Origin of the sequence: Mesorhizobium sp. M1027, assembly GCF_040318745.1 — a bacterium.
In the GTDB taxonomy this organism is placed as follows: domain Bacteria; phylum Pseudomonadota; class Alphaproteobacteria; order Rhizobiales; family Rhizobiaceae; genus Mesorhizobium.
The window spans coordinates 172,064-185,428 of record NZ_JAMYMW010000005.1 but is presented as its reverse complement, the minus strand read 5'-3'; the positions used below and the strand labels follow the sequence as shown (position 1 = coordinate 185,428).

Below are 13,365 nucleotides of genomic sequence, written 5' to 3'. Positions count from 1 at the left end.
TCCAGGCGTCCTGCGCAGGCAGCCCCGACCATGTCGGCAGCCCAATGTCCGTCACGCAGGAACGCAGGTCTTCGGCACCGGGCATACCGAGGCACATTGCTGCGCATCGAAGACCCCCTCGCACTCGGTGCACTTGTGGGGCTCGATCACGTAGCTCTCGCCTTTGAACTTGATCGCGCCGGAGGGACATTCGAATTCGCAGGCGCCGCATTGGGTGCATTGGGATGCGATGATCTTGAAAGCCATTTTAACTCCTGGTCCGAATGAATGAGACAGCTCAGGCCGTCGCCGCGAGTGCGGGGGTCCCACACGCGGCGGCGTAAATCGCGCTGATTGCGGTCTCGATATAGTCATGGGCATAAGTGTCGGTGGCTCGGATTCCAGCGTCCGCGAGCTGATCCTGCGGGCAGTTTCCGATCTTGGCGCACAGCACGATATCTATGCCTTCAAGCGCTGCGATGACGCCATCGAGGGCGGCTTCTCCGCCCCAGCCGCCGAGGCAATACTGCTCGACCTTCCGATGCCCGACAAAACTGATCCCTCTCGGCGAGGCTTGATAAACCTGGAATTCCTTCGCATGGCCGAAATGTTCATTGACGCGGCCGCCGCCCTTGGTCGCCACCGCGAAGAGAAGGGACTTGCCGGGGCTCGCTGCCTTGACCAATCCGATCGCTTCTCTCCTAGCCGCCATGTGATCACGGCGCTCCTCCGCGACCAGCTCCCGATAGGCCTTGCGATTGCTGGCATCGTAGGTGACCTCGCCGGGAATCCGCTCGAGTGTGAATTCCTGGCCACGATCCTCACCGAGCAGGCCGACGGCATCTGCCCGGCACTGCCGGCAGTGGCGCATCAACTGGGCGCCGCCTTCGACACGATCCTGAAGAGCCTTCATCTCCATTGCGTTTGGGCCGCGTTGCCCGCTCAGTCCGTAGTGCGTGCCGTGCGCCGGGTCCGAAATCAGCGGCATGAGGTTGTGCAGGAACGCGCCTCGCTCCTTGACCCATCTATTCACCTTGATCAGATGCTCATCGTTCACGCCGGGGATCATCACCGAATTGATTTTGGTGAGGATGCCGCGCGCCGTCAGCATCTCCAGACCCAACATCTGCCGCTCGTGCAGGATCCGGGCGGCTTCGATGCCGACGTAGCGGCGATGGTCGTAAAAGATCCAAGGATAGATCTTTGCACCGATCTCAGGGTCGACCATGTTGATGGTGATCGTCACGTGATCGACATTCATGTCGGCAAGCTCATCGACATGGTCCGGCAGCGCGAGCCCATTCGTGGAGATGCAAAACTTGATGTCTGGGATTTCCCTGGCGACTCGTTCGAACGTTGCCTTCGTCTTCTTCCAGTCGTAACAGGCATCGCCAGGTCCGGCGATGCCGAGCACGGAAAGCTGCGGCACCTCGTTGGCGACCGCGATCACCTTGCGTAGCGCCTGGTCGGGCGTCAGCTTTTCGGAGACCACCCCAGGCCGGCTTTCGTTGGCGCAGTTATATTTGCGATTGCAGTAGTTGCACTGGATATTGCAGCCGGGCGCGACCGCGACGTGCATGCGCGCGAAATAGTGATGCGCCTCTTCTGAAAAGCAGGGATGATCCTTGATCTTGTCCCAGACAGCCGGATCCATGTCGTCCGGCTTTATCGACGAGCCGCAGGACGAAGACGCGCAGCCACCGGCTTTCACGGTGGCAAGCAGCTGGTCATTGAATGTCGTGCTGAGGCTCTCAAGCGAAATTGCCGGTGCGGACATCGAACGGCTCCGTTGCTGGGTGAATGTCGCAGTTCAAACCGCAAGAGCTATGCCAGCTCAAAGAGCGGTTTTGGTTCACGAATTGGCTTTCCTGTCGGATTCCGTCCGATTGCTCCGACACACCTTTGTCGGGCTTCCGACAGTGGACAAGCAAATCGGGTCGCGAAGGCTACCAGCCTTGGGCGCGCAGAGTGTGAGGGAGACTACTCCGGGCTTACATTTGACGTCATCACAACGCTAGAATTTCTTCACCTCGATACCATGCCGGCGCAGGGCGTAGCCGATTTGCCGCGGCGTGAGGCCGAGGATACGAGCCGCCCTGGCCTGAACCCAACCGGCTTTGTCCATCGCGTCGATCAGCCGGTCGCGTTCCGTCAGACGCGGGGGACAAGCGGGATCGTTCGGATCGCCGGCCGTAAGGGGAGATACGTTGCCTGCGGAGGCACCGATGCGACTGGCCGGCAGCCGCAATCCGACCGGCACTGCGTTGACCCGTGTGAGATCGTCGATGGCATTGCCGCCATTCGAGCGGTCGGCTCGCTTCCAGAGGAGCCAGGAAAGGCACTGGCTCTTCTTACAGGCGAAATCGGATGGCGTGATCGTCCTTGAACGCGCAAGTGTGGCCGTCCTTTGGACGCAGTTCTCCAGCTCGCGGACGTTACCAGGGAAGTAGCATTGCGAGATCAGGTCAAACGCCGACGGCGCGAAGGCGAGTGCGCGATCGTTCTCCTTGTTGAATCGGTTGAGGAAGGCGTTCGCAAGGCGTGGAATATCGCCGGGTCGCTCTCTGAGCGGAGGCAGGATAATTGGCACCACATTGATGCGGTAATAAAGGTCGGCCCTGAACTCCCCTTTTATGACGGCCGTCTCGAGGTCCTTGTTGGTGGCGCATATGAGGCGCACGTCGACCTGTAGCGTTTTGGTGCCGCCGACTCGCTCCAACTCGCCTTCCTGCAAGACACGCAACAGCTTGGCTTGAAAGGCCGGCGAAATCTCGCCGATTTCATCAAGTAGCAGCGTTCCCTCATTTGCCAATTCAAAACGACCGGCGCGCTGGGAGATAGCACCCGTGAAAGCGCCCTTTTCATGCCCAAACAGTTCTGACTCCAGAACGCTTTCAGACAGTGCGGCGCAGTTCAATTTGACGAAAGACTTCTTCCTCCGACGTGAGAGCTTATGAATGGCTTGCGCAAAGAATTCCTTGCCGGTGCCGCTTTCACCCCGCAGAAGCACGGTGGAATTGGTCCCTGCTACGACCGAGACGGTTTCGAGCACCTGCTTGAGTGCGGGGCTTTCCCCGATGATCCCGTCGATTTTGGCATCCGCATGCCGGGCAGGGTCGTAGGTCCTCCCCTCGTTGGGCGATTTCTCCGGTCTCCATTGCTCATGGACACACCGCTGACGATCTGTACTCAGGGTGCGATGGAGACGGATGGTCCGGCCGACAAGGTTGGCGACCATCGTCAGGAAGTATGTGTCCTCGTCGTCGCGAAAGTCGGTGGCGCCGTCTCCGGCGCGGTCGATCGACAATGTCCCAAGGATCTTATGATCAGCCTTTAGCGGGATACCGATAAAGGCAATCGGGATGGTGCCGCTGCTCGAAGACGTTTGAAGGTCAGCCTGAAATAGTTGGGACTTGCGGACGTCCGGTATGAAGAGCGGCGTCCCCGTAGCGACGATTTGATCTGTTATGGCCTGTGGTATGACGCGGCGAGTGCCTGATTGAGGTGCGTGGGTGTTGCCGGCAGTTGCGGCAATCTCCGGCTCTCCTTCAGCGTCCAGGACGACGATTGCTCCGTGACGCATCTGCAGAAACGAAGGCAGGATGTTCACGACATTGGCGAGCGTAATCTCCAGCTCGCTGGGGGCGGTCAGCACCTTCGATATCTCGTAGAGTCCCCTGAGCGCGATATCTGCTTGGGGCATGCTTTTGATGGGCGGTTCAGGGCGGGTATCCCGAGGTGCTACCTCGTCGACCCGATCTTGCGGTACGTGAGCCATGGAAACACCTCAGGGGTTGTCGTCCAGAGTGCTCCTCCTTTTGTGTCTGAGTCTGAATTCTGAAAGCACAGTATTCACGAGCTTCTCTTCGTTGCGATTCAAGCAAAGATAGACTTGGCGTTGGTCGCGACCTCAGGGGGAGATTAACCCTCTTGATACGTGCGTGCGTCGGTCATCCGAATTTGAAGAGGACTCCGAAACCGCCGCGTGGATAGTTCCACTCGATCTCGCCACTGGTCTCACACAAAATCCGGCAGGTGCCGCACTCCATGCAGCCGTCGGCAGTGATCTCCACTTGACCTTTATCGTTCAACTCATAACATTTCGCCGGGCAGACGTGGGTCAGCGCGAGCAAGTTCGCGCTTGGCCTCTCGTGCGGTAGCACTTTGATATGCGGACGGCCGGAATCCACCAAGTAGCGGTTCTGGTAAAGCTTGTCCTCGACACGTGACTTCGTCACTGCGATCGTCATTTCGTCTCCCCTCAGCGCCACGCCAATGCAAGGCGGACCGCGTCGCTGACCAGCCCCCAGCGCGAGCGCGCCTTGATGAAGGCCGCCGTGGTCGCCTTTTCCTTCTCGATCTTCGGTGTGCCGTCGACACGCATGAAGTTCTGCGCGGCTTGCGACATCAACCGCGGATAAGCCGTGAAGTAATTGCAGGAATTGGTGTGGAGCAAGGCCGGCATGTCTTTGTATTTCCTTAGGTCCTTGACCACGAAGGACTTGTCCAGCATGGCTTTGTAAAGGGCGAGATTCCGTTTGGTCATAGGACCGTTGCGGCTCTTGACCTCGATGATTGCCTCAGCCGCGATGCGGCCGGAGGTCATGGCGAGGTTCGAGCCCTCGCGGTGAATGGCGTTGTTCAGTTGCGCGGCATCGCCGACCACGACCCAACCGTCGCCAAAGAGCTGCGGAATAGCCTTGTAGCCGCCTTCGGGAATGAGATGCGCGGAATATTCTTTCACTTCCGAGCCGGCGATCAGCGGCCGGATCGAAGGATGTTTTTTTAAGGCGTCGAGGAGGACGTAAGGGCTCTCGACCATCGCGGCGAAATCGGAGACGAGGCAGCCAATGCCCAGTGAGATCGACTCCTTGTTGGTGTAGAGGAAGCCGAGCCCGGCCATGCTGCGGGAGGTCGTGCCCACCGCCTCGATCACGCAGCCTTCATCGCCCTTGAGGCCGAACCGCTCCTCAATGACCTCTTCGGGCAGGAAATGCATTTCCTTGACGGCGAGCGCCACGGTTTGCGGCTTCGGCATCTCGCGCAGGCCGGCCCGCGTGCCAAGCAGCCCGGAAACACCTTCTGCGAGGACGACCACGTCCGCGTAGATGGCTCCGCCGGCCCGGTCTGTGCGGACGCCGATCACCCTGTCCTTGGCGTCACGGATGAGTTCCGTCACGGTCGTCTCGCACAGAACCGTCGCGCCGGCCTCGCGCACCTTACGCGAAAACCACTTATCGAACTGGGCACGAATGATCGTGTAGCGGTTGGGCTTCGCCTCATTGAAGTCGTCCGACCGATAGTGAATCCCGGTATGGGATGTGTCGTCCATCACCCAAAGCCGCTGTTCAACCAAATGCCGCTCGAGAGGCGCATCGTCCCGGAAATCCGGGATGATCTTCTCCAGCATGTTCGCGTACATGATGGCACCCTGGACATTCTTGGAGCCCGGATATTCACCCCGCTCCAACTGCAGCACCTTCAGGCCGTGGCTGGCCATGGTGTAAGCAGCTGCGTTTCCGGACATGCCGGCCCCAATAACAATGGCGTCGAATTGTTCCTCAATCATGTCCATCCCTTAGCTCGCAAGCTTGTCGCGACTGTGGGGCGACAGCCGCCGCGTGAAGGCTTCCGTCAGTGCGGGCAGGAAGCGGATCGCGTCGGTGACGATCCCGAGGTGAGCGAAATCGAAAATCGGCGCGTTCGGGTCGGTGTTGATGGCCACGATGAGATCCGCCCCCTCGACGCCAACCCGATGCTGGACGGCGCCGGAAATCCCGGCCGCTATGTAAAGCTTCGGCCGGATGGTCTTGCCAGTTTGGCCGATCTGCCGATCAGCTGGCATCCAGCTCTTCTGGACCAACGGGCGCGAACAGCCGTGCTCGGCGCCGATTGCTCGCGCGAGATTCTTCACAAGCTGCAGGTTCTCCGCCGCGCCCAGACCGAGGCCTCCGGCAACCACGACGTCGGCATAGGCAAGATTTGCCTTTGCCGACTGACTATCCGGCAGGAAGCCGAGGATTTTGGTAACGATCTCGTCCTCGGCTACCGAGAGCTTGTGCCGGATGACACGCCCGACCGGTTTATCCGCCCGCTGCGGCATGGGCATGACCCTCGGTCGCACTGTCGCCATCTGGGGGCGGAAATTGAGCGTATAGATCGTGCACAACAAGGAACCGCCGAAAGTCGGACGGGTGGCGGCGAGCGAACCGTCGGTATCCACATCAAGTTCGGTGCAGTCGGCCGTGAGCCCTGTCTGCAAGGTCGTCGCCACGGAGCCGGCAAGATCCCTGCCGAGTGTGGTGGCGCCGAGAAGAAGGATCTCGGGTTTGTGGGTATCGACCAGATCCGTCATCGCCTTGGTGAATGGCTCGTTCCGATAGTCGGCGAGCAGCGGCGCCTCGACGATGTAGACAAGGTCGGCGCCATAAGCGAACGCTTCGGCAACGGCGTTCCCGATGGCCTCTCCCGGCGGTCCAAGCACGACGCCCGCAAGCTGGACCTGAAGCTTGTCTGCTAACTTGCGGCCTTCGCCGAGCAGTTCGAATGATACGGGATGGACCTGGCCGCGTTCGAGCTCGATGAAAACCCAAACGTGCCGGTAGTCCTTGAAATGCGCGGGCAGCTCCTTCTTTATGCCGGCACGGCCGGCGGCAGGGCGAGGGGTTTCTCGGTTCGCGGTCGACATCGTCTGCTCCTTGCCCTCTCACGCGCCGCCGTTGAAGGCGAGCTCATGTTCCAATGCCGGCTGGCGGGTGAAAATTGCCGTGATGAGTTCGTCAGCGACATCGCGCAAGGCCATCTCGGCGGTGTCGATTTTTGCCGCCTTTTCCGCTCGCGCAGGAGGCGCGAAAACGCGCTTGACCACCGTCGGTGAACCGCGCAGGCCGCATTTGGTGAGATCCTCAATGCCGGCGTCGGCCGCACTCCATTTCAAGACCTGGCTGCGCGCGGCGCACAGGGCGTCCTGGATCGAGCCCCGGCGGATCTCGTTTGTGCCTTCCAGCATGGTGATGAGGCAAGGGAGCCTGCTCTTCAGCATCTGTGTGCCGCCTTCGGAGCGGCGCTCGACCTTGATCTCGCGTGCAGCAAGGTCAATAGAGGCGATCTTCGCGACATAGGTCAGTTGCAGGAGTCCGAGGCGCTTGGCGATGCCGGGCCCGACCTGGGCGGTGTCGCCATCGATCGTCTGCTTGCCGGTGAAGACGAGGTCTGGCGTGCCGAACGTCTCGCCAACCTTCGCGATTGCCTGGGAAAGGGCGAACGAGGTCGCCAGCGTGTCGGAGCCGGCAAAATAGCGGTCGGTCAAGAGCACCGCTCGGTCGGCGCCGTAACCGAGCGCCTTGCGCAGCGCGTCCTCTGCCATGGGCGGACCCATAGTGAGCACGGTGACTTCGCCACCATGCGCGTCGCGCAGTCTGAGGGCTTCTTCGAGGGCGAACAGGTCGTAAGGGTTGATGATAGTCGGAACACCCTGGCGCATGATCGTGTTCGTCACCGGATGGACCCTTATCTGTGCCGAGTCCGGCACCTGCTTGATGCAGATTACGATGTGCATTGGCGGTTTCTCTAGGCTCCTGTCCGGATGCGGGCTTGGCGGTTATCACTTTGGTGCGCATCATTCGTGCCAACTGTTTTGCGCTGCCCCTATTCCTAGAACTTCGCTTGGTTGCTTCTGAGGGCGCCGTGGTGATGACCGGATTTGTCGGCTTCTCGACATTGTCGCGTCGCAACTCGTGTCGCGGTCATTCCTGTCCGAACCGCTTCAGTACGGAGTCGAACGGGACAAAGGTGCGGCCCGGCGTGGCAGGTTTGTTCGGATCGTGGTCTTTGAGCACCTTGAAGACCCGATGGGTGAGCGGCGAGGAAACCGCGAAGTCCTCGTAAGCGCGTTCGAGCGTCGCGCGCACCCGCGCGGCAATCACCTGGTCGGGCAGACCGGAGAAATCTTCTTCGGCAAGATATTGGCCCACGCGCTTCATGATATGGAGCCGCGAGACATTCAGCACCTTCGGGTCATAGGAGACGCCAAGGACTGAGAAGAACTCCTCCGCAGCCGACAGGCGCTTCAGTCGTGCGAGGATGTCGGCGACATCAATGGGGCGGCTGTCAGCGGAACAATTCATTGCATTCTCCTTGGTCGCAAAACTGTGGCGTCGGTGCGCTCGCGCACGGCTGACCTGGACCCGCACAGCTCCGCGAGGGATGCCTCGCTGCACATTTATCGTAGAGCTCGATCAGTTGAGTTGCAGTGACGGTCGATTTGGTCTCGGCCGCCTCGCGCCGGACGCGGGCCACCATCGCGGCTGCCAGATCCGGGTCGAGATCGCGACCGCTTTCGCTCAGCACATGGGCAATCGCAGTGGCGCCGGAATGCTTGCCGATGACGATACGCCGGCAGCGGCCCACGAGAGCCGGATCGAGCCCTTGATAAGTACGCGAGTCCTTCAGCAGCCCTGCGACGTGAATGCCGGATTCGTGGGTGAAAACATCGGCGCCGACGACCGGCTTAATGGCCGCGGTCTGCCGGCGGGCGGCCCAAGCCACCTGGGCGGCGAGGTCGGGCAATGCGGTCAGCTCGATGCCGGTATCCGCGCCGTCGAGGACCGCCATCGCGGCGGCCACCTCTTCCAGCGCGGCATTGCCCGCACGCTCGCCGAGCCCCAGGACGGTGACGGAGGCATGGCGCGCGCCTGCGCGGATCGCGGCCAGCGTGTTGGCGGCAGCAAGTCCGAGATCGTTGTGCGCATGAAATTCGAGGTCGATTGGAGACTGCGCCACGAGCTGGGCGACAAGTTCGAAGGTCGAAAACGGGTCGAGAACGCCGACTGTGTCGGCTAGCCTGACGCGGCTTGCGCCGGCGCGTGCAGCCGTCTCGATGACGCGGGCGAGATGATCCCGATTGGCCCGCGAGGCATCCTCGCAGCCCACCGCGACGAAGAAGCCGGCGGCGGCTGCGCGCCTGACCATATGCTGGATGACCTGGAGCGCTCCCGCCTTATCGAGGCCGAGCTTGGCGGCAAGTTGGATGTCCGACGCAGGCAGCGATAGATTGACGGCGTGGACGCCGCTCTCGATCGCTGCATCGAGATCCAACGACGTCATCCGGCACCAGGCCATGAGCCGAACCGGGAGACGCCGCGCGACCGCGGCGCGAATTGTTTCGATCTCGTCGGCGCCCATGACCGGCGTGCCGATCTCGATCTCTGTGACGCCGGCCGCCGCAAGAGACTCGGCGATCTCCAGCTTTTCCGTCGTGGTAAAGGCGACGCCGGGCGCCTGCTCGCCATCGCGCAAGGTCGTATCGTTGAGAAAGACATGACGGGTCATGAACGGTAGCCTGTTCTGCTGCCGCTCAGGCATAGACCGGATTGAACGTCTTCGGAGCTTCGCTTACCCGGCCCAGAACTGGGAAAGCCACGCAGCTTCTCCACGATTGCCGGCATGACCTCGAGCACCCGGTCGACGTCCGCTTCGCCGTTGTCCCGCGCCAAGGAGAAGCGGACTGCCGCGTGTGGCGTTTTCATCGCGCTCAGGACATGGCTCGGTTCCAGAGAGCCGGAGGTGCAGGCGGAGCCGGAGGAACACGCGATGCCCACGCGGCTGAGGAGGAGTGGAATTCCATCACTTTCGACATGTTCGAAGGAGATGTTTGCGGTGTTGGGCAACCGTTCCAGGGGATCACCAGTGACACAGGTGCTTGGGATGCGCTGGAGAATTCCGTCCTCTAAACGGTCGCGGAGCGACTTTACCCGTGTGGTCTCGTCGTCCATGAATTTCAAGGCGAGTTCGGCCGCCATGCCGAGCCCGACTATGCCGGGCGTATTCTCGGTGCCAGCACGCCGGTTGTGTTCTTGGTGGCCCCCCTTGATCAGCGAGTGGAAATTGACGCCACGTTTTACGAAAAGCGCGCCGATCCCTTTCGGCCCGTGCAGCTTGTGGCCGGAGAGCGACAGCATGTCGATTGCGGTCGACTTCAGGTCCATCGGAAGCTTGCCGACCGTCTGCACAGCATCGGTATGGAAAAGGGCGCCCACTTCCTTGGCCAACTCGGCAAGCCTGGCCACGGGGAAGATCACACCAGTCTCATTGTTCGCCCACATTATCGAGACGATTGCCACCTGTGGGGTGAGGGCGGCCATATAGGCGTCGAGGTCGAGCCGGCCACGGCAATCCACCGGGATCCTGTGCACCTTGACGCGGCGGGTCTTCTCAAGATGCGCGCAGAGCGTCAGCACGGCGGGATGCTCGACCGCGGACGTCACGATTTCGGTTCGGTTGGGCGCCGCCTCGAGCGCCGAAAGAAGCGCTGCATTGTCGCTTTCTGTCCCACCCGAGGTGAAGGTGATCTCATCGTCGAACTCCGCGCCGATCAGAGCTTGCAACTGCCTCCGCGCCTTTCTCACCGCCGCACTGACTGAGGCGCCAAGAGCGTGCGCCGACGAAGGGTTGCCGAATTGATCCCTAAAGAACGGCAACATCGCTTGCACGACCTCAGGATCGACCCGTGTGGTTGCGTTGTTGTCGAGGTAGATAGGTTTCATGTGCGATCCTCAGTTGACCGGAATGACGCGAGCGCGCGACCGCCTCATTGAGCCTCTGGCGTATGCCGTTGATGATGATGGGCCCGAACTGGCAGCCGGCGCGGACGCCCGAGAGTTTGACGTAGACCGGATCGGCGTCGGCATGGCCAAGTCCGCAGTCGCCGCCGTCAGCCCGCAGGTAAGGACGCCCGAACACGACAACGTTATCGATAAGCCGAATTTGGCGCAGCGGCGCGATTTGGCCGCCAGCAGCTTGGGTGCCACCAGGAACCGAACTGTTTCGGGAGGCGACGTTCTTTGCATCCTACCTGAAGCGATTGCCGGTCCCAAGATCGGCTTCGACCTTGCCTTGTTCTTGAGGACAGGGACATCTGTTGTGCCGGCCATATAAGCCTCCTCTGCCGCAAATGAGTCCGTCGGCGGCAATCGCTTCATGGACCCGCACAGGCGCTTCGGGCGATCAACTGAAGGACTTGCCGCAGCCGCACTTCTCGCGCGCGTTGGGGTTATCGAAGACAAAGCCGGAAGATTCGAGCCCGGTGAGGAAGTCGACGGTCATGCCGGCGACATGCGGTTGGGAGCCCGCGTCCACGAACAGCTTGATCCCATCTGTCTCGGTGATCGCGTCGCCCTCGCGCGACACGCTCTCCAGGCCCATTAAGTATTTGAAGCCGGCGCAGCCGCCGGCCTGGACCATGATGCGAAAGCCTTCCGCCGGCTCGCTGGCGCGGGAAAGAGCAGTCTTGATGGCGGCAACAGCGTTGTCGGTGAGCGTAATCATGGCTCCATTCTCCTCAGTCCGGGACCTGCTTGCGCATCACGTTGCATGCACCGTGCCAAAGCGAAAAAATGTTTCAACACAGCGCGGCATCTCTGACCCTGCGGTGGTTCTTGTGAGTCCATTGCTGCGAAGGTGTCGGCCAACCGACACGTACTGTCGGGTTTGTCGGGTCCGCCACGCGGGATGTTGGGCCTGAGTTGTTGGCTGAACTCACATTAAACCAATGACCATTACAGAAGACTCCTTCTGGGCTTGCTTCGGCGCAATTGGCACAGTTTTTGAAGCTCCACTGGCGAGGCGGCAAGAGACTGCCGATCCACAATCGTGTCGTGGGTGCCCTCGCGATCGATGCGGCGAAGCAAGGGAGCAACATGTCAGGACTGGGTCAGACACGCTTTGTTTGGCGAAGCAGCGCCGCCCGTGGCATCCGAATGACCGATTGGCCGATTGCGACAACACCCACAATCGCTCACCACCGCCCGGTGGCCACCGACCGGCTCGATGAGATTCCATCGGCATGTGCCTGCACGTGTCACTCGGGTCTCGCCGCTCCGATAGCACCCCCGGTTTTCGCGCGGGTGCGACGACGTGCGCACGCTGTCCAGCGACACTTTGTTCACGGGCCAGCAGCAGATCAGGGTCGAGCATTACGGCGCGCCCGATCGGCTGAAGATTCACCGGCAGGGCAGCTGATCCTCACACGTAGGTGGAAGCAGGGGTAAGACATGGACCAGCGCGAGAAACCGTCGCCGGACGAAATCCGGCGGGCGTGCGAAGACAATCCGAAAATCCGGGAGCATGATCTCGCCGCTCGATTGGGCATTTCGGAAGCCGAATTGGTCGCGGCGCATTGTGGTCACGGCGCGGTGCGCATCGAGCCGCGCGTCGATGATCTGCTGACCGGCCTCGAAGCGGTCGGCGAGGTGATGGCGGTCACCCGCAACCAAAGTGCCGTGCACCAAAAGATCGGCGTCTACGACAAAGTGGTCACCGGCAACCCGCATGCCATGGTGCTCGGCGACGAGATCGACCTGCGCATCTTCCCGAAAGCGTGGGCGTATGGCTTCGCCGTCGAGAAGCGCGAGGGAGCCGAGATCCGCCGCAGCCTGCAATTCTTTGATGCCACCGGCGAGGCGATGCACAAAGTACATCTCAGGCCCGCCTCGAACCTGCACGCCTATCAGAATCTGGCGGCAGAGCTTGTATCCTCCGACCAGGAGCCGATCATATCGGTCGAGGCGAGCGGGGCGCTCGATAATGCAGTGAGTCCAGACCAAGCCGCCACGGTCGACGACCTACGCGAGCACTGGAGCCGGCTGAGCGACGTGCATCAGTTCTACCATATGTTGAAGACCCTGAAGCTCAGCCGCTGCCAGGCGATGCGTATGGCCGACGAGGATTACGCCTGGCTGCTCGACAATGATGCCGTTGGCGCCCTGTTCCAACAGGCGGCCGAAGACGAGATGCCGATCATGTGCTTTGTCGGCAATCGTGGTTGCATCCAGATCCATTCCGGCCCGATCAAGTCGGTCAAGCAGATCGGGCCGCGGATCAATGTGCTCGACGAGAACTTCCATCTCCATCTTAGGACTCATCACATCCGCGAGGTCTGGGCCGTGCGCAAGCCGACGAGGGACGGTCACGTCACGTCCGTTGAAGCCTATGGCGCCGACGGCAAGATGATCGTCCAGTTCTTCGGCACGCGCAAGGAAGGCGAACGCGAGCGCAGCGACTGGCGGTTTCTGGCCGAGAGTCTGCCACGCGTTCCCGGTCCGACCGACCGGGATGTGTAGAGTGCCGACAGGCCCTCGGATTGAACCGGCCGCCATAGGACTCGGCACCACGTTCCGACAGCGGGTCGCGAGGAAATATAGGTCCATGTGCGATAGAGCTTGCCGTGTTAGCGCATACGCACGGTCAGGTGTGCACGCCGGAATTGACCGCATCGATACAGTCAGGCTCGTCGCCGGCCGGATCGCTGCGCACGAGTGCATCGCTCGTCTGACCGGAAACCCTTGCAGCGGCTACAACAACGCATATGCCATCAGCGCCGAACCGAAG

General features: G+C 61.2%; 13 protein-coding genes. 1 reads left to right on the top strand and 12 read right to left on the bottom strand.

From position 1 onward, the window contains the following. Positions 1 to 51 precede the first annotated feature (51 nt). The 12 genes from NKH50_RS11785 to NKH50_RS11730 all read right to left on the bottom strand — a co-directional run bounded on the left by NKH50_RS11785 (position 52) and on the right by NKH50_RS11730 (position 11,304). Entirely contained in the window at positions 52 to 246 is a 195-nt protein-coding gene (locus NKH50_RS11785; protein WP_352457023.1) for a 4Fe-4S dicluster domain-containing protein, read from the bottom strand. A 31-nt stretch (positions 247 to 277) separates the two neighbouring features. Continuing rightward, positions 278 to 1,756 carry a nitrogenase cofactor biosynthesis protein NifB gene (gene nifB / locus NKH50_RS11780; RefSeq protein ID WP_352566029.1) on the bottom strand — a complete coding sequence of 493 codons (1,479 nt, stop codon included), beginning with the start codon at positions 1,754 to 1,756 and terminating at the stop codon, positions 278 to 280. Between the two features lie 237 nt (positions 1,757 to 1,993). Next, positions 1,994 to 3,757 carry a nif-specific transcriptional activator NifA gene (gene nifA / locus NKH50_RS11775; RefSeq protein ID WP_352878856.1) on the bottom strand — a complete coding sequence of 588 codons (1,764 nt, stop codon included), beginning with the start codon at positions 3,755 to 3,757 and terminating at the stop codon, positions 1,994 to 1,996. Between the two features lie 172 nt (positions 3,758 to 3,929). Continuing rightward, entirely contained in the window at positions 3,930 to 4,229 is a 300-nt protein-coding gene (locus NKH50_RS11770; RefSeq protein WP_352480510.1) for a ferredoxin family protein, read from the bottom strand. Between the two features lie 11 nt (positions 4,230 to 4,240). Next, positions 4,241 to 5,548, bottom strand: coding sequence for an FAD-binding protein (locus NKH50_RS11765; RefSeq protein WP_352566085.1), 1,308 nt, complete (start codon positions 5,546 to 5,548; stop codon positions 4,241 to 4,243). A gap of 9 nt (positions 5,549 to 5,557) precedes the next feature. Beyond that, a complete protein-coding gene (locus NKH50_RS11760; protein WP_352857064.1) occupies positions 5,558 to 6,667 on the bottom strand; it encodes an electron transfer flavoprotein subunit alpha/FixB family protein in 1,110 nt (369 codons plus the stop codon). An 18-nt stretch (positions 6,668 to 6,685) separates the two neighbouring features. Continuing rightward, positions 6,686 to 7,537, bottom strand: coding sequence for an electron transfer flavoprotein subunit beta/FixA family protein (locus NKH50_RS11755; RefSeq protein ID WP_352752958.1), 852 nt, complete (start codon positions 7,535 to 7,537; stop codon positions 6,686 to 6,688). Positions 7,538 to 7,724: 187 nt separating this feature from the next. Continuing rightward, complete coding sequence (gene nifW, locus NKH50_RS11750) at positions 7,725 to 8,105, bottom strand: nitrogenase stabilizing/protective protein NifW (RefSeq protein ID WP_352752956.1); 381 nt, start codon at positions 8,103 to 8,105, stop codon at positions 7,725 to 7,727. Then, on the bottom strand, positions 8,089 to 9,309 hold the full coding sequence (nifV, locus tag NKH50_RS11745) for a homocitrate synthase (RefSeq protein WP_352878851.1): 1,221 nt from the start codon (positions 9,307 to 9,309) through the stop codon (positions 8,089 to 8,091). The genes nifW and nifV overlap by 17 nt, the downstream gene beginning before the upstream one ends. Continuing rightward, entirely contained in the window at positions 9,306 to 10,523 is a 1,218-nt protein-coding gene (gene nifS / locus NKH50_RS11740; RefSeq protein WP_352878848.1) for a cysteine desulfurase NifS, read from the bottom strand. Before nifS ends, nifV begins: the two co-directional genes overlap by 4 nt. Beyond that, positions 10,474 to 10,719: a NifU family protein gene (locus NKH50_RS11735; protein WP_352878845.1), complete on the bottom strand. Its 246-nt coding sequence runs from the start codon at positions 10,717 to 10,719 to the stop codon at positions 10,474 to 10,476. Before NKH50_RS11735 ends, nifS begins: the two co-directional genes overlap by 50 nt. 264 nt (positions 10,720 to 10,983) lie before the next feature. Next, the gene (locus tag NKH50_RS11730; protein ID WP_023678237.1) at positions 10,984 to 11,304 is read right to left on the bottom strand and encodes a HesB/IscA family protein; all 321 of its coding nucleotides are present in this window, start codon (positions 11,302 to 11,304) and stop codon (positions 10,984 to 10,986) included. Between the two features lie 725 nt (positions 11,305 to 12,029). Here NKH50_RS11730 and NKH50_RS11725 point away from each other — a divergent pair. Further along, entirely contained in the window at positions 12,030 to 13,097 is a 1,068-nt protein-coding gene (locus tag NKH50_RS11725; protein ID WP_352494970.1) for a hemin-degrading factor, read from the top strand. Positions 13,098 to 13,365: the final 268 nt, after the last annotated feature.